Origin of the sequence: Mycolicibacter icosiumassiliensis (assembly GCF_900078685.2) — a bacterium.
GTDB lineage: Bacteria > Actinomycetota > Actinomycetes > Mycobacteriales > Mycobacteriaceae > Mycobacterium > Mycobacterium icosiumassiliensis.
Genome location: NZ_LT546166.1, coordinates 1,786,968 through 1,810,570, shown reverse-complemented (window position 1 = coordinate 1,810,570; position 23,603 = coordinate 1,786,968). Strand labels below are relative to the sequence as shown.

Below are 23,603 nucleotides of genomic sequence, written 5' to 3'. Positions count from 1 at the left end.
ATGGCGGGCATGCCAATCCCATCCGTCGAATACAGCCTTCTGCTGCCGCTGCTGATCGTCTTCGGCACCGCGGTGACCGGCGTGCTCTTCGAGGCGTTCATTTCGCGCCGGGCGCGCTACGTGATGCAGGTGCTGCTCGCTGTCGGCGGTTTGGCCGCCGCGTTCGCCGCCATCGTCGCGGTGGGCCGGGACCTGCCGACCGGTGGCCGCATCGCGGCAATGGGCGCGGTGGCCGTCGACCGGCCGGCGCTGGTGCTGCAGGGCACCATCGTGCTGGTCGGGATCATGGCCGTGCTGTTCATCTCCGAGCGCAACATCGGTGCGGGCGTTCCTGAAGGTCCGGGCGCGGCGACGGCACCCGCCGCCCCCGCACATGCGGGTCTGGACGCGTTCACTCCACAGGCGTCCGCGGTCCCCGATAGCGTCGCCGAACTCGACGCGGCGCGTGCCGGGGTGACCCAGACCGAGGTGTTCCCGCTGACCGTGCTGGCGGTCGGCGGCATGATGGTGTTTCCCGCCGCCAACGACCTGGTCACCATGTTCGTGGCGCTGGAAGTGCTGTCACTGCCGCTGTATCTACTGTGCGGGCTGGCCCGCTACCGCCGTCTGCTCTCGCAGGAAGCGGCGCTGAAGTACTTTCTGCTGGGCGCGTTCTCCTCGGCGCTGTTCCTGTTCGGCGCCGCATTGCTCTACGGTGCCACCGGGACGCTGACGCTGCCGGATATCGGCGAGCAGTTGTTCGCCCACAGCAGCGACCCGCTGGCGCTGATCGGCGCCGGGCTGCTGCTGGTGGGGTTGTTCTTCAAAGTCGGCGCGGTGCCGTTCCATTCGTGGGTTCCCGACGTCTACGTCGGGGCGCCGACGCCGATCACCGGGTTCATGGCGGCCGCCACCAAGGTCGCCGCATTCGGGGCGATGCTGCGGATTCTCTACGTCGCACTGCCTGCGCTGCATGACCACTGGCGCCCGCTGCTGTGGCTGATCGCGGTACTGACCATGGTGGTCGCCACCATGGCAGCGATCACCCAGACTGAGGTCAAGCGGATGCTGGCCTACTCCTCGATCGCTCATGCCGGCTTTGTGCTGACCGGGGTGCTGTCCGCGATCCCGGCCGGTATTTCCGCGACGCTGTTCTATCTGGTCGCCTACAGCTTCTCCACGGTGGGCGCCTTCGCCGTGGTGAACCTGATCCGCAGCTCCAGCGGCGAAGAGGAACTCGACATGTCCCGGTGGGCCGGTCTGGGCCGGCGTTATCCCGTTGTGGGCCTATTGTTTTCGATGTTCCTGCTGGCGTTCGCCGGTATCCCCTTGACCAGTGGGTTCATCAGCAAGTTCGCGGTGTTCAAGGCCGCCGCCGAGGGCGGCGCGGCACCACTGGTGGTGGTCGGTGTGATCGCCAGCGGTGTCGCCGCCTACTTCTACGTTCGGGTGATCGTGCTGATGTTCTTCACCGACTCCCCCGCCGACCCGCCGCACCTGGTGCTGCCCAGCGTGTGGAGCAAGGCGGCCATCGCGCTGTGCGCCGCGATCACCGTGCTATTAGGCGTGCTGCCGCAGCCGCTGCTGGATTTGGTGGACGCCGCAACGCAATTCGCGCAGTAATCGCGGTGTGGCCGTCGCGCTGCTGGTACATCATGGACAGATGCACGACGAGTCATTTCAGCAGCTGGTCTCAATGCTGGACTACACCATGTTCGTGGTGACCACGGCCACCGACGAGCGCGCGTCGGGTTGCCTGGTCGGGTTCGCCACCCAGACCAGCATCGAACCGCCGAGGTTTCTGGTGGGAATGTCCAAGCGCAACCACACCTTCGAGGTGGCAGCCGAGGCCGAACACTTGGCCGTTCACGTCCTGGCGCGCCGCGATATCGAGCTGGCCCGGCTGTTCGGCGGCCAGACCGGCGACGACATCGACAAATTCGAGCGCTGCTGCTGGCACAGCGGTCCCGCGGGAATGCCGATCCTCGACGATGCGCCGGCATGGTTCGTCGGCAAGACACTGCGCCGGATGGACCTCGGCGACCATATGGGCTACCTGTTGGATCCCGTGGCCGGATATGCCGCCCAGGGCGGCGAGGACCTGCTGACGCTTTCGGACGTCGACGATCTCGTACCGGGCCACCAGGCCTGACAGCTCAGCCCGGCTGCCTCAGCGGAAGGCCGGCAGCGGTGTAGATCGCGTCGACAACGGTCATGTTCTCGATCGCGTCCTCCGGGGTGGTGCGCACCGGCACGCCACGCAACACGGAGTCGGCGAACGCGTCGAGCTGGTAGGCATACGACGCCCGGTGGGTGAAACGCTCGACGCGCTTGCCCTTCGGCGAGCTGACCCGCAACCGGTGGAAGTACTGAGGCATCAGCGGGTTGAGCGCCCGCAGCTCGCCGTGCTCGCCGATCACCCGGGCGCTGATCTGCAGTAGGTTCGATGACCACAGCGAGCAGCGGATGGTCCCGCGGTGTCCGGCGGGGAACCGCAGCTGCGCCGTCATGGCCCGATCAACGAGTGGATCGCGCAACTTCGCCTGCGCGGAAACGACTTCCGGGGTGGCTCCGCCGAAGGTGCGGGCCATGTGCACCGCGTAGCAGCCGGCGTCCATCAACGCCCCACCGGCCAGCGCGTAGTGATAGCGGATGTCGGAGAAGCGGGGCAGCGGAAAGCTCAGCGCGGTGTCCACCTGCCGCAGCTGTCCCAGTTCGCCCGAGGCGATGATCTCTTCGATGCGGGCGGTCATCGGGTGGTAGCGGTAGTGGAACGCCTCCATCACCACCCGATCGGTTCGCGCGGCCGCCGCGGCGATCGCCCGCGCTTCCTCGGCGTTGGCGGTGAATGGCTTCTCGCACAGCACGTGCTTGCCGGCGTCCAGTGCGGCGCGGGTCCATCTGCCGTGCAGGTGGTTCGGTAGCGGGTTGTAGATGGCATCGACCTCGGGGTCGGCGATCAGCGCGTTGTAGTTGTCGTGCACCCGGGCGATGCCATGTTTGGCGGCAAACGCACCAGCCCGGCCGATGTCGCGTGCGGCTACCGCGCTCACCACGACTTCCGGGTTGGCGGCGGCCGGTTTGAGCAGTGCATCCGGGGTGATCCGCGCCGCTCCGAGCACACCGATACGCAGCGGCGCCGTGGTTCCGGTCATGCGACGGCGCTTCGCTGCAGACGGAACCCCGCCACTCGGTGACCGGGATGAGCCGAGGTCGTCATGTCGACCACCTTGCGCGCCTGCTCATGCACCGGCGTGGCCGGGTCGAGAACCGACAGGTAGACCTCGTGGGCGGCCAGGGACTCTGTCGCGATGTCGAGGTAGCCGGCCACGTCCTCGACGTGGGTGGGTCCCGGGCCGCCTTGGAAGAGCCAGCGCGGCTTGTCCGTCAGGGTGTCCCAGGCATCGGTGACCGCGGCGGCGAATTCAATGTGGTCGCGCTGGTTAGGCATGCCCGGCCCGAACTCGGCACCGCCGTAGATCGTCACCACCACGTCGGGTCGCGCCTCGGCGATCACCGACGCAATCTTGGCGCGCAACTCCGGCGTGTTAAGGATGTTGCTGTCCGGGAAGCCCCAGAATTCGACGTCAGGGACCCCCACGATGGCCGCCGCTCGCCGTTGCTCATCCTCGCGCAGTGGCCCGGCCTGCTGCGGCTCCAGGCCGGCGATGCCCGCTTCCCCACTGCTGGCCAGGGCGTAGCGGACCGTCTTGCCTGCGGCGGTCCACTTCGCCACCGCGGCGGCGATGCCGTATTCCGGATCGTCGGGGTGCGGCACCAACACCAGCAGCGACGCCCAGTCTTGCGGGAAGGGCTGCGGCCCGGCGGGCCCGAACGGCTCAGCCATGGGTCTATGCCATCACACCGTGGGCGATGATGTCAGCGATCCGCCGCACCCAGTCGTCGTCGAGGTCGTCGTCGGGGCGCAGCATCATGGCCAGCAACGTTGCACCGCCGATAATTTCGACGAGTCGGTCGGGGTCGACATCGTTTCGCGCATTGCCGCGGCTCACCGAATCGGCCACCCAGTGCCGCATCACCTCGAACAGGCCCTGGAAGCGTTCCAGGATGCGCTCGGTCAACTCGGCGTTGCGGGCCATATCGGCGATCAGGCCCGGCAGGGCGGCCCGCACCACCGGGTTGGTGAAGGCGTCACGCGCGCCGGCCATCATGGCCTTCAGGTCGCCGGACACATCGCCCGGCGGCGTCGTCACCGCACTCGGGGGTACTGAGAATGCGGCCTCGTGCACCAGTTCGGCTTTACTGGGCCACCGGCGGTACAGCGCGGTCTTGGTCGTCCCGGCGCGCTCGGCGACGGCGGCCAGGCTCAGATTCGAATATCCGACTTCGACAACCAGTTCCGCGGCAGCCTGCAATATGGCACCGTCAATGCGGGTATCACGGGGCCGTCCGGCGCCGGACCCCTTGTCAACGGCCGAAGGTTCTGCTTTCATAACGCTACCTGTCGTATCGTAATTACCTTAACGGAGGATACAACCGTGGTCGACCATCCGACTGTGGAAAAAGACGTCGGCCGGATCCAACGTTCTAGCCGCGATGTCACCACACTGCCCACGGTAGTGTCTCGCTGGCTTGCCACCCAGTTGCCCGGCGCGGTCACGCCGGAGATCACCGTGGAAAGCGGTGTCGACACCAACGGCATGTCGTCAGAAACGATCATGCTCACCGGCCGCTGGACAGCCGATGGCGCCCAGGTCGAACAGCGCTGGGTGATGCGGGTGGCGCCCGCGGCCGAAGACGTTCCAGTGTTCCCGAACTACCGGCTTGACCACCAGTTCGAGGTGATGCGGCTGGTGGGTGAACTCACCGACGTCCCGGTGCCGAAAGTCCGATGGATCGAACCCACCGGCAACGTGCTGGACCGGCCGTTCTTCCTGATGGACCGCATCGACGGCGAGGTGCCGCCCGATGTCATGCCCTACACCTTCGGCGGCAACTGGTTCGCCGACGCGTCAGCCGAGCAGCAGCGGACCCTACAAGACTCCACCGTCGAAGTGCTCGCCAAGCTGCACGCCATCGGCGATGCCGAGCAGACCTTCGCCTTCCTCGACGAGGGATCGCACGGGGCCACCGCGCTGCGCCGGCACTTCGAGGGAGTGCGGCAGTGGTACGAGTTCGCGGTGCCCGACATGGGGCGCTCGCCGCTGCTGGACCGCGCCTTGGCCTGGCTGGAGGAGAACTGGCCGGACGACGTGGCCGCCGGCGAGACAGTGTTGTGTTGGGGCGACTCCCGGGTTGGGAACGTGCTCTACCGCGACTTCCGGCCGGTGGCCGTGCTGGACTGGGAGATGGTGGCACTGGGGCCGCGAGAGCTCGATGTCTCGTGGGTTATCTTCGCGCACTTGGTGTTCGAGGAGCTTGCCGGCCTGGCCGGGCTCCCTGGACTTCCGCAGGTGCTGCGCGAGGACGAGGTGCGGGCCACCTACCAGAAGCTCACCGGCGTCGAGCTCGGTGATCTGCACTGGTTCTACGTCTACGCCGGCGTGATGTGGGCCATCGTGTTTATGCGCACCGGGTCCCGCCGGGTGCATTTCGGGGAGATGGAAAAGCCCGAAGACCCCGAATCCTTGTTCTATCACGCCGGATTGCTCAAGAAGTTGATCGGAGAACAGAGCTGATGCTGGGACCACTCGACGAATTCCCGGTTCACCAACTGCCGCAGCCGATCGCCTGGCCGGGCTCCTCGGATCGCAACTTTTACGACCGGTGCTATCTGAATGCCCACGACCGTACCGGGGACATCTTCTTGATCACCGGGTGCGGCTACTACCCCAACCTCGGTGTCAAGGACGCCTACGTGTTGGTCCGCCGCGGCGACACCCAGACCGCGGTGCACCTGTCCGACGCCATCGACCAAGACCGGCTCAACCAGCGCATCGGCGCCTACCGCATCGAGGTCACCGATCCGCTGCGCTCCCTGCGGGTGGTCATGGATGAGACCGAGGGCATCGCGCTCGATCTGCGCTGGGAGGGCCTGTTCGACCCGGTTCAGGAACAGCGGCACATCCTGCGGACCGGCAACCGGGTGACCCTGGACGCGCAGCGCTTCGCTCAACTGGGCGCCTGGAGTGGACAGATCCTGATCGATGGCGAGGAGATCGCCGTTGATCCCGCGGTCTGGATCGGATCACGGGACCGCTCCTGGGGCATCCGCCCGGTCGGTGAACGCGAACCGGCGGGCCGGCCCGCCGACCCGCCGTTCGACGGCATGTGGTGGCTGTATCTGCCGATGGCGTTCGAGGACTTCGCGGTGGTGATGATCATCCAGGAGGAGCCCAGCGGTTTCCGTTCGCTCAACGACTGCAGCCGGGTCTGGCGTGACGGCCGGGTCGAACAGCTGGGCTGGCCACGGATCTCCACTCGCTACCGATCCGGCACCCGCATCGCCACCGGAGCCACCATCGAGGCCACCCGCCCCGACGGCACCCCGGTGGTGTTCGAGGTGGAATCCAAACTGCCGGTGCCCATTCACGTCGGCGGCGGCTATGGCGGCGACATCGACTGGCTGCACGGCGAATGGAAGGGCGAGAAGTTCACCGAGCGCCTGACCTATGACATGAACGATCCGGGCATCCTGGGGCGCACCAGCTTCGGGATGATCGACCACGTGGGGCGCGCGGTGTGCCGCGACGGCGACGCCGCCCCGGTCGAGGGTTGGGGACTCTACGAGCACGGTGTGCTGGGCCGGCACGACCCGACGGGGTTCCCCGACTGGGTCACCATGGCGCCGTAAGGCTCGGCCGTTAGGACAGTTCGCTGACGATCGCCCCGACGACTGCCGGGGCGATCGGCGCGGCCTGGTAAATGCAGACCGTGTCGGCGATTCCGTCGACCCGGTCGCGGATGCGGGCGGCCACCTGCGCCGGAGTACCGCACGCGGCGATGGTGTGCAGGATCTCGTCGGTGATCCGTGCGCCCATCTGCGCCCATTGGCCCTGCTTGGACAGTGCATTGAGCTCGGGCTGCAAATCCTGCCAACCCTGCGTGGCCAGCACCGGGGCATACGCCGGCGTCGACGCGTAAAAACCGAGCAGCATTCGGGTGGCGGCTTCGGCGGCCTCGCGCTCAGCGTCGGTGGCGCCGGTGGCCACAATGATTTCCGGCACGACCGCGAAATCCTCGGCACGACGGCCGGCTTGCGCAAGCCCGGCGCGCACCGCGGACATGGTGCTCTCATGCAGGAATCGCTTGGTGGAGAACGGCATCACCAGCAATCCGTCGGCGTGCGCAGCGGCCGCACGGGTCAGCAGTGGTCCCAGCGCGCCGACGTAGATCGGTGGCGGGCCGTACGGGTTCGGTCCGGGGCTGAACGTCGGCGTCATCAGCGTGTGCCGGTAATAGTCGCCGCGAAAGTCCAAGCGGGCACCGGTGTTCCAGGATTCGAAGATCGCTCGCAGCGCGGCAACCAATTCGACCATGCGGTCCACCGGGTGGTCGAAGGCCGCACCGAATCGCTTCTCGATCTGCGCGCGCACCTGCGTGCCCAGTCCCAGGACGAACCGCCCGCCACTGAGTAGCTGGTGGTCGTTGGCCTGGTGGGCCAAATGAATCGGGTTGCGGGGGAACGCGATTGCGACATTGGTCATCAGGTCCAGGCCGCCCACACCGGCGGCCAGCGTCAACGGTGCGAACACATCATGCGGCCCTTCGAAGGTGAAGACCCCGCTGACGCCGGCGCCGCGCAGCTCGCGCGCCTGCTCGACGACACCGGTCAGCCCGCTAAGGGCAGTGAGGACTTTCAACGCGCTTCGCCAAGCCCTTAAGAAGTGAGCTCGGACCCGACGGCCAACCCACCCGCGGATCCGGTGGCCAGCTCGACCAGCTCGCGAAGCTCCCGGTTCACCTCAGCAGGGTGTTCCAGGATCGAGCAGTGTCCCCCGCTGAGCTCGACGAACCGGGCGAGATTGGGTGCAGCGTCGGCGATCCGCTGTGAGGCCCGTAGCGGCAACAACCGGTCGCGGGTGCTGCCGATGACCAAGGTGGGCACGGTCAGGCCGTCGAGGTTGATGTAGGACGCCGGACCCAGCGCCTCGATGAGCGCCCGCACCCAGTGCCCGCGGCTGACTGCCGGCGTCTTGGCAAACAGGTCGCAGATCAACGAGGCGACCCAGGGATCGGCCTCACCGCCGACGGCAAGCATGTGTACGAACCGCCGTACTGCCAGGTTCGCCGGGCCGACGATCGGCACACTGCCGAACGCCAACAACCCGCGGCGGGCTGCCTGCACCCGGGTCCGCTGCAACGGCGGTGGCACCTGGAACAGTTCGACTTCGGCCAGCAGGTTGCCGATGGTGGTGTTGACCAGCGCCACCGCATCGGCACGCTCGTGCACTCGATGCCGGTAGCGGTCCGACCAGGCGCTGATCGCCATGCCGCCCATCGAGTGTCCGGCGATGACGGCACGCTCCCCCGGCGCCAGGGTGGCCTCCAGGACCGAGTCCAGATCGGATGCCAGGTGCGTCAGGCTATATCCGCCACGCTTGGGCACCCCGCTGCGTCCATGGCCGCGGTGGTCGTAGGCGATCACCCGGTGATCAGCGCTCAGGTCGGCAATCTGCTGTCCCCACACCCGGATAGCACAGGTGATGCCGTGCGCCAGCACGATCGGATAGCCGTCGGCCGGCCCGAAGACCTGGGTGTGCAGCTTTGTTCCGTCGGCCGCCCGGACCGCCATGGTGCGGGCCGGCGGCAACTCTGTCGGGAACGTACCGACACTTCGCCGCCGACTGGACCCTTGAGCACTCATCGCCACCTCATCGGAAATGCGGCAACGCTGCCGCATCGCGAGCATACGCCTGGGTGGACTAGGTTTTCCCCGAAAGCACTACTGACGAAGGGTTCGCCCATGCGCGCGGTACAGATTTCCCAACTCGACGGACCGACAGCTGCCCAGGTAGTCGATCTCGACGAGCCGGCCGCCGGCGAGGGCCTGGTAGTTATCGACGTCCACGCCGCCGGGGTGGCCTTTCCCGACGTGCTGCAGTCCCGCGGGCTCTACCAGCACAAGCCGGAGCTGCCGTTCGTGCCGGGCGGCGAGGCGGCCGGTGTGGTGCGCAGCGCCCCGGCCGGCGCGCAGGTGCGCCCCGGTGACCGCGTGGCGGTATTGACCATGCTCAACGGCGGGATGGCGCAGGTGATCGCGGTGCCCGCCGCCCAGGTGTTCAAGCTGCCGGACACCGTGTCCTTCGAGGCCGGTGCCGGCCTGCTGTTCAACGACCTGACGGTGCTGTTCGCGCTGACCACGCGCGGCCAGCTGACCGAAGGCGCCACCGTGCTGGTGCACGGCGCCGCCGGCGGGATCGGCACCTCCACCCTGCGACTGGCCGGACCGCTGGGGGCATCGCGGGTGATCGCGGTGGTGTCCACCGAGGCCAAGGCCGAGGTGGCCCGGACTGCCGGCGCCACCGACACGGTGCTCGCCGACGGGTTCCGCGAGGCGGTGGCAGAGCTGACCGGCGGGCGCGGCGTGGACCTGGTGCTCGACCCCGTCGGCGGTGACCGCGTCACCGACTCACTGCGCTCGCTGGCCCCCGGCGGAAAGCTGTTGGTGGTGGGCTTCACCGGCGGCGACATCCCGACGGTGAAGGTGAACCGGCTGCTGCTCAACAACATCGACGTGGTGGGCGTTGGCTGGGGCGCGTGGGTGATGTCGCATCCGGGCGAGCTGGAGCGCCAATGGGACACGCTGGAGCCGCTGCTGGCCTCCGGGACGGTGGCTGCGCCGCAACCGGATGTGTTCGGCCTCGATCGGGCCGCTGATGCGTTGGCCGCACTGGAAAATCGCACCGCGGCCGGCAAAGTCGTGCTGCGGATGCGTGACTAGCCGCAACTTGACACTAGTTGACCAACAACGTTGACCAACCCTGGTCAACTACTTAGCATCGATGCCATGAAGCAGGTCAAGGTCCAGTACGCGAAGACGCACCTGTCCGCGCTGATCGCCGCCGTCGAGGGCGGCGAGGAGTTTGTCATCGCCCGCGGCGACCACCCGGCCGCCCGCCTTGTCCCGCTCGCCAGCCAAGATGATCGCGAACTCGGCTTCGTCACCTATGCGGTTCCCGAGGAGTTCTTCGACCCACTGCCCGAAGAAGAACTCACCGCATGGCAGTGACCTACCTGCTGGACACCCATGCTGTGCTGTGGGCACTCACGGCGCCCGCCCGCCTGGGTGGCAATGCCCGCAAAGTCCTCACCGATCGCTCCGCCCCCATCGTCGTGTCGACCGTGTCGGCCTGGGAACTGTCCACCAAGCAGCGGCTGGGCAAGCTTCCTCAAGCAGATGCAATCCTTGGCGCCTATTCCAGGCATCTTGATCGCTTGGGCGCCAGCAGATTGCCGATCACCGAGGAGCATGCACTCCTGGCCGGACGACTCGACTGGGATCATCGGGACCCGTTCGATCGCATGTTGGCGGCTCAGGCGATCATCGAGTCGATGACCCTCATCACCGGTGATGCCGGATTCGCCGGCCTTCCCGGCGTTCCTATGTTGTGGTGACTTTTACGGGTCGTCAGAGCAGTACCGAGATTTTCGAAACGAGAGGAATCCCGATGGCGGATCGACTTTCCCCACACAGCGACCGTGCACTGCTCGAGGCCGTCGAGCAGTCGCCGAAAGCTGTCGCGGTACACGATAAATCGGCGTGGGTCGGGCTCTTCGCCGCCGACGGGCAGGTGAACGATCCGGTCGGGTCGACTCCGCATGTCGGCACGGCCGCCATCGGGCGTTTCTTCGACACCTTCATTGCACCGAACACCATTGCCTTCGACGTGCAGCGCGATGTGGTCGCGGGCATGTCGGTGCTACGAGACCTCACGGTGCACACCACCATGTCGACGGGCGTCACCATGCACATCCCGATGCACCTGCGCTATGACCTGGTCTCGCAGGGGCCGGACAGCTCGCTGAAGGTCCAGCGCTTGTTCGCGCACTGGGAGCTGCAGAAGATGGTCGGACAGCTCCTGACCTCAGGCGGCCGCGGCCTGCTGGCCTCGGTGATCCTGGGCCCCCAGCTGATTCGCCATCAAGGGCTTTCGGGCTGTGCGGGATTCCTGCGCGGCCTTTCCGGGGTAGGAAAGCGCGGAAAACGTCGGGTCGAAGACCTTGTCGCAGCGCTGACGCGCGGTGATGCGGCGGCAGTGTCGGCGCTGCTGACTCCGAATGCCACGCTGAGCCTGGACGGGGTGTCGGAGACCCCGGTTGCCGAGTTCGTCTCGGCAGCACGGCACCTTGAGGCCGAAAAGCTCCTTGCCGCAGGGCATACCGTCACTGCGACCGTGCACCTGGACGGCAGGCGCGGGGTGGGACTGTTCGAGTTCTCCAAGGACGCCGCTCACCGGGGCGCGATTTCCGCTGTCCGCCTCTATATCTGAGGCGGACGCCGCGCGGCGAGCCGCTACAGCACGCCGGGAATGAGCGCCTTGCGGTTAGGCGGGTAGTCGGGGAACTTCTGCTGGTACCACTTATGGGTAGCCATAGCCCTGGGCCCCAGGTTGGCGATGGAGAACAGCAGGAAGATCAGGCCGGGGAGCGTCCAGGCCATGATCGCCCAGCCCGCCCACAAGACGAGCTCACCGAAATAGTTGCCCGAAGACACCCAGCGGTACACCCCGCCGTAGGGGATGCGGTACCCGCTGCTGCCGTCGGCGCGCAGGCCGATCAGGATGCGGTCAGCCTGGAAGTTGATCCCCCAGCCGACCACTGCCACGGCGAGTCCCAGGATGAAGCGGGGGTCGACAAACCAACTCTCCTGCTGCAAGTGCGGGGCCAGGGCCACGGCGTAACCGTTGGCGAACCCGTTGATGGCGTTGAAGGTGAAACCGAAGGCGATACCGGAGATGGGGAAACGCTTGTCGTCGCCCTTGCGGCTCAGCGGATAGATCAAACCGCGGTAGAGGTAGTGGCATTGCCACAGTGCGTACAACACGATCGCCGGCGCCCCATGCGAGTGCGCGACGAACCAGAACGTCACGGTAAACGCCCACCACTGCGGGCATTCGAACATCAGCCAGCTGATCTTTCCCGGCAGTGTGAAGCGGTCGTCCGGACTGGCGAAGCGGCCATAGGGGTTGGTGAACCAAAAGCTGCTGACGAAGGTGACGATCGTCAAGACGATCAGGAAGACGACAGCGGCGTGATACAGACCGGCCATGGCGGAACCTTTCATCCAGGATGCTAGGCAGTACTAGCACATGCGACCGGCTCAGCGGTGCTGCGGACGGGGCGACTAGCCCGCGGACTCATCCCGCCGGCCCGGCGCGAAGTAGTCGAACGCGGCACGCAGGTCGCTGAGTTTGCCGTCGGTACCCTGCAGCGAGAGCGTGACGTCACCAAAGGATTTGCCCCCCAGCCTTTTCCGGCCCGCGAATGCGGAGGCGTCGCCGAGGAACAGGTGTGCCAGCTGCACCCGGCCGCCGTCCACGGTGGTGATGCGCTCGATGGCGCTCCACGGAATCACCCGGTTGCCGTTGCGCCGCCCGTAGACGCCTTCGGCGTCGACGCGGATTTCGGCTCCGGCGGAGAACAACCGCGATACGAGCACAGCCACACCGAACCCGAAGAAGACGATCGCGAACCATCCGAAGACGTGCAGGGCCTGCGGCGACCAGCCGCGGATAGGCCCTACCGGCCCGAATCCCCCGGCCAACCGCACCCCGATCAAGACGAACGCGATCGCCATGGCGAGCAGCGTGGCGATTTTGCGTCGGTCCGGATGCGCTTCGAACGGCATGTGGCCTCCCCTGTCGACTACCAGTATGGGCGCCGATGACGCCGTAGCCTCGAACCGACAGGATGGGTCAACAGAGCGACGCCAGGTGGACACGCACCCGCTCGGCGAATCCAGGAGCACCGGCGTTGATCAGCTGAGTGCAGAGGTTAAATCGACCTTGACGCTTCGACCAATACTCAAGTTGCTTTTGCGCCACGTAACGGATGGACTTGGGCGATGAATCGTCCAGGAGGCAGAAGAAGCTATCCGGTGAATGCACTTCGTAGGAAAGGCTGTCGAGCAGTTCAGCCCACTGGCTAAAGTCACGGTCAGCCGTGATCACGAAGTCGATATCAGCGTGCACAGCCGCGGCATGGACATGTGCATCGAAGATATCTGGGTGACCGATGTCGGGATCGACTCGATAGCCGGAGATCCGGCCTTCATTGAACGACTGCACAAGCTTGTCCCGAACCCCGCCGATTTGCGTATCGGAGGCGTTGGGGTTGTTCTTTCTGAGGTGATACAACGTCTCGGCCAGGATGTCTTCTGTCCAGCGGACCTCATACCACCCGTCTGGCCCGTACAACGCGCACAGCGCCAGCCAGTCGCGCAACGTGCGGGAATAAAGAATGTTTGCATCAGGCAACACAGTCGTCGTCAGCGCGCCCAATGCCATGGCCCCGGAGTTTATGTCGCGCGTGCGACACAGACCGACATGGGGCCTCCGCGTGTTGCGTGCGCTAAGGGGCCATCTCCAGGCCTTCGTCGAGTTCCCGCAACTCGTCAAAAGCACGTCGTTGTGCTTCGCGCTGCCGTTCACGGAAGGCCATTACCTCAGCCGTCAAGAGACGGGTGTGCGAGCCGACCTTATGCGCTGGCAACTTGCCGTCGGCGATCAGCTTCATCAACGTCGGACGCGATATACCGAGCATCTTCGCCGCCGTCGTCGTAGTTGCTTCTCGCGGCACTGCCTGGATAGTGACCTGAGCCCCACGGCCGATGCCGTCGAGCACAGCACGCATCAGCCCTGCAAGAGCGGACGGAACCACCATCTTGTTCACGTCAGGTGCGGCAATCTCGACCACCGCCGGCCCACTGGCCCGGTCGAGACAATCAACCAGGGACTTCGCCTCGTTAATCTCGGTATCATCCACAGCCAGGACCAGCCTGTCTTCCCTGCTCTGAACGAAGGCCATTTTTCACCTCCCTTGTGGTGCTTCAACCAAGATTAGCGGTGTTGCACTTATAAGTGCAAGTCAGTGCAGCTGCAGCCGGCAATAGCGTCAGACAGCCGCTGCTCGACCCAAGCCCAGTCGATGCGTTCCTGTTCAAGTCGCACCCTTTCGCCCAGCCCATCGGTGACCAGCTCCGAATAGCGATGATGCTCAGACGGCGTCAGTCGGGTGAGCACCGATAGTGCGGTTCGCGGGGGCACCGCCAGCTGTGCCAATACCTCGGGCGATGACCGACGCGCTGCACGCCACCATGCGCTGAAACGCTGGCAGGATGAGCGGCCTTGCAAGAATACGACGCGTTCTGTGACGAGAGGTTGTGCGATGACTGAGCCACGGACTAAGCATCGGCGCGTCATGCAATCGCTCACCGGACTCAGCGTCCGCTATGTCGAGCGCCTGATGCCCGACCCGTATCTGTTCGCGGTGATCCTCACGCTGATCGTCGCCGCACTGGTCGCCGCATTGGTGCGTGGAGCGTCGGCCAGCGGCATGCTGCAGGCCTGGTACGCCGGGGTGTGGGGGCGGGAGAACATCTTCACGTTCGCGTTCCAGATGGTGCTGATCCTGGTGACCGGCTACACACTGGCCGAAGCGCCCGTGCTGAAGCGGGCCATCGTCCGCGTCGCGGCACTGCCGCGCAACCAGGTGCAGGGTGCGCTGCTCTGCTTCACCGTCAGTGCCGCTGCGTCCCTGCTGAACTGGGGCCTGGGACTGGTGGCCGGCGCACTCGTCGCCCGGCAAGTGGCGCGACGATTCCCCGACTCGCATTTCGGCTACCTGATCGCCGCCGCGTTCATGGGCTTCATCGTCTGGACGCAGGGCCTCTCGTCGTCGATCGCGCTGGCGAACACCGACGCCGGCAGCCCCATCAACGTGATCCACAAGATCGCCGGATTCACTGTGCCGTTGAGCCAGACCATCTTCCAGCCGTACAGCTGGCTGTCAGCGATCACCGTGTTGGGGGTGCTCGCGCTCGCGGTATGGCGGATGGAGCCGTCCGAAAGCCTGGCCCCCGATCCGGCGGTGTTCGACGACGACACAGCAGCCGTTGAGATACCGACCGGCAAGACATTTGCCGAATGGCTGGAAAACCAGTGGATCCTCAATGTGCTGCTGTTCACGGCGGGCATCACGTACTTCGTGGCCAATGGTTTCGCGCTGAATATCTCCTCGATGATCATGCTGTTCACCATCACCAGCGCCCTGCTGCACCGCACGCCGATTCGATTCATCCGGGCGTTCACCGGTGCCGCGAAGGTATCGGGACCCCTGCTGCTGCAGTATCCGCTCTACGGCGGCCTGGTCGGGCTGCTGGCGTATCAGGGCGCCGAGGGGTCCAAGCCGTTGCAGACACTGCTGGCCCAGACGCTGGTGAACGGCGCGACCCAGTACACGTTGCCGTTCCTGACGTTCATCGGCTCGGTGATCATCAGCCTGTTCGTGCCGTCCGGCGGCGGGCACTGGGCGGTGCAGGGCCCGATCGCCGTCGACTCTGCACTGGCGATCGGCCAGCAGTCGCCGGCCTATCTCGGGTTGGTCTCCATGGCCGTTGCCGTCGGCGAAGGCGTGGCGAACATGATCCAGCCGTTCTGGCTGCTGCCACTGTTGGCGATCGCGAAGCTCAATGTCCGTCAGGTGATGGGCTTTACCATCGTGGCGTTCGTCATCGGGTTGGTGGGCCTGGGGACGATGACGTTGATTGCACCGTGGGTGATTTGAGGGCCAGCGTCGCCATTTCCTTGATATCTGCTCTGGCCTGTCGGATGCTCGTCTTGGAAGTGCAGTTCGAGGTTTTGTCGTGAAGGAGCGGACGGCATTGGAGACACCGGAAGCCAACCGTGTGGACAGGATCGCCACCGCCCTGCGGGCCTGCTACGCCGCGATAGAAGCGCTCTGCGCCGATCTCAGCGACGCCGAGTGGGGGGCTCAGTCGTTGTGCCCGGACTGGACGATCCGCGACGTGGTCAACCACGTCACCAGCATCGAAGCGGTCATGGCTGGATGGCTGCCCGACGACGATCGCACCCTGCCGCCGTTCGAGAAGGCCGCGGACTTCCTGCGCGAGGCCGACACCGACGGCGCCGCCTACGTCGAGCTGGTGCGCGCGGTTTATGACCGTCGCCGACGCGATCTGGCCGCGTTGTCCGACGCGGATCTGATGCGGCCATCGTGGACTCCGGTCGGCCCCGCCACCTATGGGAGGTTCCTGGAGATCCGGGTCTTCGACTTCTGGGTGCACGAACGAGACATCACCACCCCACTCGGCCGCACAACCGATGACGCCGGCCTCGGGGCCCAGATCGCGCTGGCTGAAGTGGCCGGTTCCCTGGGCTACATCGTCGGCAAGAAGGTGGGCCTTCCCGACGGGAAGAGCATCACCTTCGATCTCACCGGACCGCTCACCCGCCAGTTACATGTCGCCGTGGACGGACGAGCCAAAGCTGTTGACCACCTAAGCAACCCGGATGTAACAGTGGTCACCGATTCCACCACCTTCATCCAACTGGCATGCGGACGCATCGACCCGCAGGCCCAGATCGACTCCGGCGCCATCACCTGGACGGGCGACGGCGAACTCGGCGACCGCGCCGCCCGCAACCTGAGGTTCACGATGTGACCAGTCGCCCGGATTTCGTTGACTTCCACTTCGACGTCATGTGCCCGTATGCGTACCAGACGTCGCGGTGGATCCGGGAAGTCCGCGCCCTTACCGGCCTCACGGTGAACTGGCGCTTCTTCAGCCTGGAGGAGATCAACCGCCAAGCAGGCAAGAAGCATCCCTGGGAACGCGAGTGGTCCTATGGCTGGTCGATGATGCGCATCGGAGCACTGCTGCGCCGCCAATCGATGGCCGATGTCGATGCCTGGTACCAGCGCGCCGGTCGTGCTCTGCACGTCGAGGGCCGCAAGCCGCACGAGAAGGCGGTCGCCCGCCGGCTGCTCGAAGAACTCGGATTCGATCCGGAACTCGCCGACCAGGCGATCGCTGACCCGACCACCAGCGACGAGGTACTGACTGACCATCAACGGGTGGTCGCCGCCAGCGGCTACGGGGTACCCACGCTGTTCTTTCCCGACGGGCAATGCCTCTTCGGGCCGGTGCTCATCGATCCGCCCACCGGCGATGCCGCCCTGCGCCTGTGGGACGCCGTGGTCGGCTGGACCGAGTTTCCGCAGCTGTACGAGCTGCAGCGGCCCAAGACTCCCGCCGACGAACAGCGCATCGCCGAAACCTTCAGTCCCTATCTTCAGGCCCGCGACTGGGTGTCGATCAACCGCGGAGAGGTAGTCACCTTCACTGCCCGGGAAGACGGTCAGCCCGCGTCAAATGAACCGTAGGCCAATGATCACCATTGCGCCGGAACAGGATCCAGCAGCGTCCTGTGCAGCCTGATATGGCCGACGTCACCGCGTCGCTGCCCCCGGACAAGCAGAGGTCCACTCCCCTTGACAATCCGTGCTACCGTCAGTGACGCATATCTTTCTCGATGTGCTTGAAAATGAGGGAAGTTAAGTAATGGCACAGGGCACTGTGAAATGGTTCAACGGCGAAAAGGGCTTCGGCTTCATCGCCCCCGATGGCGGAGCGCCTGACGTCTTCGTTCACTACTCCGAGATCGGTGGCGGCGGATTCCGCACCCTCGAAGAGAACGCTCGGGTTCAGTTTGAGGTAGAGCAGGGCGCGAAAGGTCCACAGGCTGTGGGCGTTACGGTCATCTGATCGAACACGCAGACTTCAAAAAGGCTGTCGCAGCGCAAGCTGCGGCAGTCTTTTTTGTGATCCGTGCGCTGGACGTCCATCCGCGACGCCCGTGAATGAACCACCCGGCTACCGCTCTTACCAGCCCACCGCAGCACCCCAAGGGCGAACCCGCGGTTGAGCTCTGCCGTCTCGCATGTCACGCCGTGTCGATGCGGTCGCCGCTGTTGCGGACGGTTTCGTTCACAAATCCGTTCACACTTTGGGCCGTTTGCCTCACTCGATTCTAAGAAGTACCTGCCCCTGGAGCAGAACACGGCGGCGCAGGCGCACTGAATGATGGGAGCTTACTTAACGCACTAAGTATCTGAGAGTAGCTGCGGTAGGCGTCCAACCGCTGCTGGCGGTTAGCGCCTCTCGGCCCGGGCGAGAGCCGCGTTCGGCGCAGGCCCCTCAACCGGGGCTCGGCGTGCGCCCGAAGGGCCGCTCGGCGAGGCGGCCATCATCACGATTTCTGCGGTGGGATGTAGCGGATGAGAGCTTCGTCTCCTGAGTCCGTAGCGCCCCGGAAGAGATACTGCCCGAGTGCCTTCCATAGTCGGCGTTCGTCTTCGGGGGTAACGGCGGCCGCGACGCCGAGCGCGGCCAGGAGGTCGCGTCGATATAGGTCGTAGACCGATCGCACGAGATCGCCGAACGTGATGGCCTCGCGCACCGCCGAGCGATAGGTCACAAGGGCCAGCCCGGCTGCACCGAGACCAGTGGGGATCCACACGCGGTCAGTGAGCTGCCCTGCTATGCCCATACCCGTGGTGATGATCGCGGTGAGCACCGACAGGGAAGCGATGACGATGAACTGGTCGATCGCCCGGCGAGCATCGTCGACCACCGTGCGAATGGTGTCAGTGAGCAACAGGTATTGGCGTGGCCAGAACAAGACGCTGTCGAGTCCGTAGCGATCGCGGCTGTAGTTTTCTGCCGCCAGAAGGGCGTTACCTAGTCTTGTGGGCAGGAAATCGGCTGTTTCGCGGGGATATTCGCGCAACATCTGGGTTGAGTCCCAGGGATCTTCGTCGTCGAGGCGACCGTAGCGCCACCGCTGCACTGCCGCCCCGGGGGTCCGAGCGCAGCGCGGCCGCCAGTAGCCTTCCCACCATCTCATCAGTGTGTTGATCTGCGTGCCGAGCAAGACGGCGAAGACCAGCACCACTGCCGCCGCCGCGACCGCGAGGAACCACCGCTCGGGACTCGGGATTGTGGCGACTAGTTGGCGCGCGTCATCCCATCCCAGCGCTGTGACGAGGAGGGCTGCCAGCGCGGCGTGAAAGCCCACGCATGGCAGGAGCAGACCCACGAGGAAACGCTTGTCCAGCAGGTCGGCCGTTTTGCCGAATATTGTGCCCAGCATCGTCAATTACCAGACGAACAGGTGGTCGCTGAGAGTGCGGGGGTTCGGGCACGGGGGCATCTGCGGTGGCCGCGTGGCGAAACGCTTCGTGTACCCGCATGCCTCATCATCGTCGATGAAATTGCAGCGTCGGACGATCTTGGGCACGGTGATGGGGCCGGGTAGCGTGACGCCGCGACTGCTGTAGCGGATACGGAAGAGCTGATTTCGTAAGTCGGCCGCGGTCGCCACACCGGCAATCCGGCCCGCGTCCCGCACCACCACGATCGTGGGTTCCGGTTCGGGTTCTTCGCCCAACTCGTCGGCCAGATCGAGGACTTCCTGGAACGTCGAGCGGTTGTCGGCGACGATGAAGGTCCGCAGCCTGCGAACAACTTCGCTCAGCGGCGTGATGGGCTTGGCCTGTGACGCGGCGCCCGGCGGCAGGGCGGTGGTTGGTTCCCCCGCCTCGTCGATCAGAATCACCCATTGGTCTGCATCGCCGAGCGCTCCGGCCCACGCATCATGGGCGGCTACCACCGCCGGCAATAGGCGCGCCAGCGCGAGTTGTCGGTCCCCGTTCACCATATGGTCTCCCACCCGCGTCGTTGATCGCTCCAGCGCCCGACGTAGCCTTTCGAGGCCGGTGTCCGGGTCCCTCGGTCTTCGCGTTGATCTGCCCGCTCCTCAGCCCACCTGCTGGTAACTCTAAAGCCTTCGGGTCTCGAATTCTACCATTCATCTAGCCTTGCTGAACTGGCTTTTTGGTCTACTATGGAAAGCGTGGCGGCCTCAGGGGTGAATCGTTACCAAACTGCGGACGGTCTCGAACGGGCGGTGGTGGACCTGGTACGGGTAGGTGCACGGGGCCACGGCGCCGGCGTACGGCAGCTGGCATCGCGATTGATGCACACCGTCCCTCCGGGTATCGACGATGCGGAATCGTTTCGCACAGCAATACATCGGGCACTGGCCTCGGTCACCCAGGGAACCGAACTGCGTTTCGCCAACGCTACGGTCCCCACCGAAGCAGACACTGCACACAGGCTGGCCGAGGTCGACCACCTTCCCCACGGCGACGGTCTCGTACTCGATGCCGCCGTCACCGAGCTTCTGCACGAAGTGATCGCCGAGCGCCGATTCAGCGACGAACTTCATCGCGCCGCATTGAGCCCGACCCGGACCGTCCTGCTCAGCGGTCCGCCCGGTGTCGGAAAAACGATGGCCGCACGCTGGCTGGCGCAGGCCTTGGATTGGCCGTTAGTCTCATTGGACCTGTCATCGGTAGTTTCCAGTTACCTGGGCTCCTCAGGCCGCAATATCAAGGCCGTCCTCGACTATGCCAAGTCAGGGCCGTGCGTGTTGCTTTTGGACGAGTTCGATGCCATCGCCAAGCGCCGCGATGACGACACCGATATCGGCGAACTCAAACGCATCGTCAACGTCATCCTCGTCGAATTGGATCGCTGGCCCGACAGCAGCCTGCTGGTAGCAGCCACCAACCATTGCCAGCTGCTCGACCCCGCGGTGGGGCGGCGATTCGACCGAACCATCGAAATTCCTCTACCCGGGTTGCGTGAGCGGCGGCTCCTCTTACACGGCCTTGCCGCCGGCGTCACCGACATGGATGAGCGGGTCCTCGACGTCGTTGCCGACCTAACTGACGGGCTCAGCGGCTCTGACCTCACCCGGCTGTGGGAGCTGTGCCGTCGCCGGGCGATCCTGCGTGCGGCGACGACCACCGACACCGTTGTCGAAGAGCTGGCCCGCCGAGCCGGCGACGCAGGTCCAGGCCGTGACACCTTGTTCGCGGCGCTCCACACCCGCCTCCACATGTCCAACCGCCAGATCGCGGCGCTGGCCGGAGTCAGCCACCCGACCGTGGCCGCGGCGATCAAGCGCGTCAGGACTCGATGATGACCACACCACAGAGCGCTGTGCGGCCGCTGCTGGTCAACGGAGAGGGTCTGCGTATCGAAGGCGTCGAGGCGCCCAACGCCTCCGGCGGCCCGAAATTCGAGCCACGCACCGCCGACGATGCCCGAGAGCTGCTCCTTCCGCAGGTCAACGTTATGGTCGCATCCGCTCAAGCCTTGCCCTCGCAATTGCGCGCACCCGACCGGGTATACGTCGAGGCCAAACTGCTTCCCAACTACCTTGCCGCCAGCTACTTTCCCGGCGCTCTGCTGGCCCAGATCGGTGCCACGCCGGTCGGCTCGCGCGCAGATACGGGCCTCTATGTGACCGCCAGCAAGCAACAGGAGGCACAAACCCGGCGTCTCGTCTTCACCGTTCCCGATGCCGGTCTCGCCGCGTTGCAAACGTTGGTGCAGACCGGCGGAGCCAATCGCACTGAACGACAGGCGTTTTCCGAGATCCGCAAACTCGATGAGATCGCAATACCCCGACCCGACCAGGTGTTACGTACCCCGCCAGCACCGGAGGACACCCTCGCCCATCCGTCGTTGGTATGGGAGGCAGTCCTGCACCCGGCCACCGCACGCTCCGGTGAGGCGGTGGCCCTGGAGCAGGAAACCCTCGCCCGATGGATCTCACTGGTGCAGAGCCGGGGCGGCCAGGTCCACGAAGGATTCATCCGCCGCGTCGGCGGACTCACCTTTGTTCCCCTCACCGCAGGTGCAACGGAGGCGGCCGAACTCGCCCGCTTCAATCCCTTACGCGTGCTGCGTCCGATGCCCGGGATTCGTCCGCGGCCTCGCTTCGGCCTGCGCGCGGCGCGCAGAGTCAGTCCCCCGCCAACTGCGCAACCCATGTCCACCGCGGCGACGGTGGCGGTGTTCGACGGCGGAGTCGAGGGCGGCACCTCACCCCTGTTTCCCATTGGTACCTCTGATCTCACCCTCGAGCCAGCCGTCGCCGAGGACCTATCTCACGGGACTGGGGTGACCGGGGCGGTGCTCTACGGGCTCCTTGAGCCCGGGCAGCAGGCACCGCGGCCCCCGTTGCCGGTACATAGCTACCGTGTTACCCCATCGCCGAATCCCCACGACCTTGAGGGGTATTGGGTTCTAGACCGCATTGTCGAGACGATCCGCCAAAATGGGCACCAGATCGTCAACTTGAGTATGGGTCCAGACCGTGCCGTCGACGATGACATGGAACCTGATCGCTGGACGAGTGAACTCGACCAGCTGGCGTGGGACAACGACGTACTGTTCGTTGTGGCCGCCGGTAACGACGGCGATCAGGACGCGGCGACTGGCCTGCACCGGGTACAGGTTCCCGCCGACATGGCCAACGGCCTGGCCGTGGGTGCCTGTGACGCAGCAGCGCCGCACCGCCCGTGGGCCCGTGCCGACTATTCCTCGATGGGCCCCGGCCGCCACGGCAACCGCATCCAGCCGCTGGGGGTGCAATTCGGTGGCGCGGAAAGTCAGATGTTCAACCTGCTCGCCGCTGACGGAGGGTTCCTCGAAGCTGCCGGGACCAGCTTCGCCGCACCCGTGACGACCCATGCTCTCGCCGACCTGACAACCCGTCTACCCAGAGTGAACAGCAGTGTACTACGTTCCTTTGCAACACATTTCGCTGAACGGCCACACCGACACGTCAAACTTCGCGACGAGGTCGGGTACGGGCGCCAACCCCTGACCTACGAAGATCTGCTTGACTGCGATCCTGACGAGGTACATGTTCTCTACGTCGATGAGATCGTGCGCGGCGACCTGATGGCCTATCAGCTTCCCGCGCCGAGCCCCGTCACCGCTAATCTCGCGGTGACCCTCACGCTGGCCTACGCCTCCCCCATCGATCCCACCCAGCCCACCGAATACACCAGTGCCTCGTTGGAAATGCTGCTGCGTCCGCACCATCGTATGCACAGTTTCCGCGCACCCACCGGATTGGACGCCAAACCCATCATCGCCGACATCGGCAGCCCGCAGGCCGGGGAGTTACTCGCTGCAGGGTGGGAGGCAAGCCAAGAGCCCATCACCAAACAACTCGGAGCCAAGCCGAAATCTTCGGAAGCACAGCTGCGTGACAGCGGTAAGTGGGAAACGATCCGTCACCACAGATTCACCCTCAAACCGACAGAGATCGCCGCGCCCCGCCTGGAAATCACCTATGTTGCCCGCCGCGCAGGAGCTTTGGACAATTCGCCCACCACAGTTCCGTTCGCTCTGCTGATATCACTGTCTGACACCGGCAAGAGCGGCACACTGTATGACACTGTGCGCCAACAGTTCACCACGTTGCGCCCGGCTCAGCGCAGCCGCGCCCGTCTCCGCAGCAGCACAGCATCGGATCAGATCTGGCACTGACCCCCTATCGATCCGGAGATGCCGCGCGCCCGACGTAGTCCATCCCACGCGTCACGCCATCGTGCTGAACAAAAGGGGCTCTTCGGATCTTGCCGGGGTGTGGTGTTCATCGGACGATGATGGATGTGAGGACTCTCCAGTTGGGCTTGCCGGCGTAGAGCAGGGCTCGGATGCGGTAGTTGTCGAAGTTGGTGAAGCCGTAGCCGATGCGTTTGATGCGTTTGATCAGGTTGTTGAGGGCTTCGGTGGGTCCGTTGCTGACGCGGGCGATTGGGGTTGACCCCTG

Annotated in this window: 27 protein-coding genes; 14 read left to right on the top strand and 13 right to left on the bottom strand. The window is 65.4% G+C overall.

All coding sequences use genetic code 11. From position 1 onward, the window contains the following. Together nuoN and BN4346_RS32540 are read left to right on the top strand one after the other, a co-directional pair. Positions 1-1,602: an NADH-quinone oxidoreductase subunit NuoN gene (gene nuoN, locus BN4346_RS32545; RefSeq protein ID WP_067970954.1), complete on the top strand. Its 1,602-nt coding sequence runs from the start codon at positions 1-3 to the stop codon at positions 1,600-1,602. Between the two features lie 40 nt (positions 1,603-1,642). Next, the gene (locus tag BN4346_RS32540) at positions 1,643-2,131 is read left to right on the top strand and encodes a flavin reductase family protein (protein ID WP_067971159.1); all 489 of its coding nucleotides are present in this window, start codon (positions 1,643-1,645) and stop codon (positions 2,129-2,131) included. 4 nt (positions 2,132-2,135) lie between these two features. Here BN4346_RS32540 and BN4346_RS32535 read toward each other — a convergent pair whose 3' ends face one another. The 3 genes from BN4346_RS32535 to BN4346_RS32525 are packed head-to-tail and all read right to left on the bottom strand — an operon-like array spanning position 2,136 to position 4,433. Then, positions 2,136-3,134 carry a Gfo/Idh/MocA family protein gene (locus tag BN4346_RS32535; RefSeq protein WP_067970952.1) on the bottom strand — a complete coding sequence of 333 codons (999 nt, stop codon included), beginning with the start codon at positions 3,132-3,134 and terminating at the stop codon, positions 2,136-2,138. Beyond that, entirely contained in the window at positions 3,131-3,826 is a 696-nt protein-coding gene (locus BN4346_RS32530) for a PIG-L deacetylase family protein (protein ID WP_067970949.1), read from the bottom strand. Before BN4346_RS32530 ends, BN4346_RS32535 begins: the two co-directional genes overlap by 4 nt. Before the next feature lie 4 nt (positions 3,827-3,830). Further along, complete coding sequence (locus BN4346_RS32525) at positions 3,831-4,433, bottom strand: TetR/AcrR family transcriptional regulator (RefSeq protein WP_067970947.1); 603 nt, start codon at positions 4,431-4,433, stop codon at positions 3,831-3,833. 45 nt (positions 4,434-4,478) lie between these two features. Here BN4346_RS32525 and BN4346_RS32520 point away from each other — a divergent pair, with 45 nt between their 5' ends. Together BN4346_RS32520 and BN4346_RS32515 are read left to right on the top strand one after the other, a co-directional pair. Continuing rightward, positions 4,479-5,618: a phosphotransferase family protein gene (locus BN4346_RS32520; protein WP_067970945.1), complete on the top strand. Its 1,140-nt coding sequence runs from the start codon at positions 4,479-4,481 to the stop codon at positions 5,616-5,618. Beyond that, complete coding sequence (locus tag BN4346_RS32515) at positions 5,618-6,733, top strand: hypothetical protein (RefSeq protein WP_067970942.1); 1,116 nt, start codon at positions 5,618-5,620, stop codon at positions 6,731-6,733. The genes BN4346_RS32520 and BN4346_RS32515 overlap by 1 nt, the downstream gene beginning before the upstream one ends. Before the next feature lie 10 nt (positions 6,734-6,743). Here the strand turns inward: BN4346_RS32515 and BN4346_RS32510 are convergent, their stop codons facing one another. Beyond that, positions 6,744-7,742: a TIGR03617 family F420-dependent LLM class oxidoreductase gene (locus BN4346_RS32510; protein WP_067970941.1), complete on the bottom strand. Its 999-nt coding sequence runs from the start codon at positions 7,740-7,742 to the stop codon at positions 6,744-6,746. A gap of 17 nt (positions 7,743-7,759) precedes the next feature. Then, the gene (locus tag BN4346_RS32505) at positions 7,760-8,746 is read right to left on the bottom strand and encodes an alpha/beta fold hydrolase (RefSeq protein ID WP_067971156.1); all 987 of its coding nucleotides are present in this window, start codon (positions 8,744-8,746) and stop codon (positions 7,760-7,762) included. A 99-nt stretch (positions 8,747-8,845) separates the two neighbouring features. On the opposite strand from BN4346_RS32505, the gene BN4346_RS32500 reads away from it, so the two are divergent. The 4 genes from BN4346_RS32500 to BN4346_RS32485 all read left to right on the top strand — a co-directional run bounded on the left by BN4346_RS32500 (position 8,846) and on the right by BN4346_RS32485 (position 11,372). Beyond that, positions 8,846-9,823: an NADPH:quinone oxidoreductase family protein gene (locus BN4346_RS32500; protein ID WP_067970938.1), complete on the top strand. Its 978-nt coding sequence runs from the start codon at positions 8,846-8,848 to the stop codon at positions 9,821-9,823. Positions 9,824-9,889: 66 nt separating this feature from the next. Beyond that, positions 9,890-10,111 (top strand): type II toxin-antitoxin system Phd/YefM family antitoxin, encoded by a 222-nt coding sequence (locus tag BN4346_RS32495; RefSeq protein ID WP_047318945.1) that lies wholly within the window; start codon positions 9,890-9,892, stop codon positions 10,109-10,111. Continuing rightward, on the top strand, positions 10,102-10,497 hold the full coding sequence (locus BN4346_RS32490; protein WP_067970937.1) for a type II toxin-antitoxin system VapC family toxin: 396 nt from the start codon (positions 10,102-10,104) through the stop codon (positions 10,495-10,497). Before BN4346_RS32495 ends, BN4346_RS32490 begins: the two co-directional genes overlap by 10 nt. Positions 10,498-10,550: 53 nt before the next feature. Then, complete coding sequence (locus BN4346_RS32485; protein ID WP_067970935.1) at positions 10,551-11,372, top strand: nuclear transport factor 2 family protein; 822 nt, start codon at positions 10,551-10,553, stop codon at positions 11,370-11,372. Between the two features lie 23 nt (positions 11,373-11,395). On the opposite strand, the gene BN4346_RS32480 is transcribed toward BN4346_RS32485, so the two are convergent. The 5 genes from BN4346_RS32480 to BN4346_RS49890 all read right to left on the bottom strand — a co-directional run bounded on the left by BN4346_RS32480 (position 11,396) and on the right by BN4346_RS49890 (position 14,303). Continuing rightward, complete coding sequence (locus tag BN4346_RS32480) at positions 11,396-12,151, bottom strand: DUF1295 domain-containing protein (RefSeq protein ID WP_067971154.1); 756 nt, start codon at positions 12,149-12,151, stop codon at positions 11,396-11,398. Between the two features lie 75 nt (positions 12,152-12,226). Beyond that, positions 12,227-12,730: an STM3941 family protein gene (locus BN4346_RS32475; RefSeq protein ID WP_067970932.1), complete on the bottom strand. Its 504-nt coding sequence runs from the start codon at positions 12,728-12,730 to the stop codon at positions 12,227-12,229. Positions 12,731-12,797: 67 nt separating this feature from the next. Beyond that, a complete protein-coding gene (locus BN4346_RS32470) occupies positions 12,798-13,388 on the bottom strand; it encodes a PIN domain-containing protein (RefSeq protein ID WP_067970930.1) in 591 nt (196 codons plus the stop codon). Between the two features lie 64 nt (positions 13,389-13,452). Further along, positions 13,453-13,908, bottom strand: a complete 456-nt coding sequence (locus tag BN4346_RS32465; protein ID WP_067970928.1) for a helix-turn-helix domain-containing protein — start codon at positions 13,906-13,908, stop codon at positions 13,453-13,455. A gap of 47 nt (positions 13,909-13,955) precedes the next feature. Next, positions 13,956-14,303: a Wadjet anti-phage system protein JetD domain-containing protein gene (locus BN4346_RS49890; RefSeq protein ID WP_407695133.1), complete on the bottom strand. Its 348-nt coding sequence runs from the start codon at positions 14,301-14,303 to the stop codon at positions 13,956-13,958. On the opposite strand from BN4346_RS49890, the gene BN4346_RS32455 reads away from it, so the two are divergent. From BN4346_RS32455 to BN4346_RS32440, 4 genes are all read left to right on the top strand, one after another. Further along, positions 14,269-15,666: a TIGR00366 family protein gene (locus BN4346_RS32455; protein WP_067970924.1), complete on the top strand. Its 1,398-nt coding sequence runs from the start codon at positions 14,269-14,271 to the stop codon at positions 15,664-15,666. The genes BN4346_RS49890 and BN4346_RS32455 overlap by 35 nt on opposite strands. A 79-nt stretch (positions 15,667-15,745) precedes the next feature. Continuing rightward, the gene (locus tag BN4346_RS32450) at positions 15,746-16,564 is read left to right on the top strand and encodes a maleylpyruvate isomerase family mycothiol-dependent enzyme (protein ID WP_235653601.1); all 819 of its coding nucleotides are present in this window, start codon (positions 15,746-15,748) and stop codon (positions 16,562-16,564) included. Next, positions 16,561-17,286, top strand: coding sequence for a mycothiol-dependent nitroreductase Rv2466c family protein (locus BN4346_RS32445; protein ID WP_067970922.1), 726 nt, complete (start codon positions 16,561-16,563; stop codon positions 17,284-17,286). Before BN4346_RS32450 ends, BN4346_RS32445 begins: the two co-directional genes overlap by 4 nt. A 178-nt stretch (positions 17,287-17,464) precedes the next feature. Continuing rightward, positions 17,465-17,668 carry a cold-shock protein gene (locus BN4346_RS32440; RefSeq protein WP_067970920.1) on the top strand — a complete coding sequence of 68 codons (204 nt, stop codon included), beginning with the start codon at positions 17,465-17,467 and terminating at the stop codon, positions 17,666-17,668. Positions 17,669-18,152: 484 nt separating this feature from the next. Here the strand turns inward: BN4346_RS32440 and BN4346_RS32435 are convergent, their stop codons facing one another. Together BN4346_RS32435 and BN4346_RS32430 are read right to left on the bottom strand one after the other, a co-directional pair. Further along, positions 18,153-19,055 (bottom strand): hypothetical protein, encoded by a 903-nt coding sequence (locus tag BN4346_RS32435; RefSeq protein WP_067970918.1) that lies wholly within the window; start codon positions 19,053-19,055, stop codon positions 18,153-18,155. Positions 19,056-19,061: 6 nt separating this feature from the next. Further along, on the bottom strand, positions 19,062-19,520 hold the full coding sequence (locus BN4346_RS32430) for a hypothetical protein (RefSeq protein ID WP_154677574.1): 459 nt from the start codon (positions 19,518-19,520) through the stop codon (positions 19,062-19,064). A 297-nt stretch (positions 19,521-19,817) separates the two neighbouring features. Here BN4346_RS32430 and BN4346_RS32425 point away from each other — a divergent pair, with 297 nt between their 5' ends. Both BN4346_RS32425 and BN4346_RS32420 read left to right on the top strand, forming a co-directional pair. Next, positions 19,818-20,951: an AAA family ATPase gene (locus BN4346_RS32425; protein ID WP_167666211.1), complete on the top strand. Its 1,134-nt coding sequence runs from the start codon at positions 19,818-19,820 to the stop codon at positions 20,949-20,951. Further along, positions 20,951-23,317, top strand: a complete 2,367-nt coding sequence (locus BN4346_RS32420) for a S8 family peptidase (protein WP_067970912.1) — start codon at positions 20,951-20,953, stop codon at positions 23,315-23,317. Before BN4346_RS32425 ends, BN4346_RS32420 begins: the two co-directional genes overlap by 1 nt. Before the next feature lie 106 nt (positions 23,318-23,423). On the opposite strand, the gene BN4346_RS32415 is transcribed toward BN4346_RS32420, so the two are convergent. Beyond that, positions 23,424-23,588 (bottom strand): transposase, encoded by a 165-nt coding sequence (locus BN4346_RS32415; RefSeq protein ID WP_078058573.1) that lies wholly within the window; start codon positions 23,586-23,588, stop codon positions 23,424-23,426. Between the last annotated feature and the right edge of the window lie 15 nt (positions 23,589-23,603).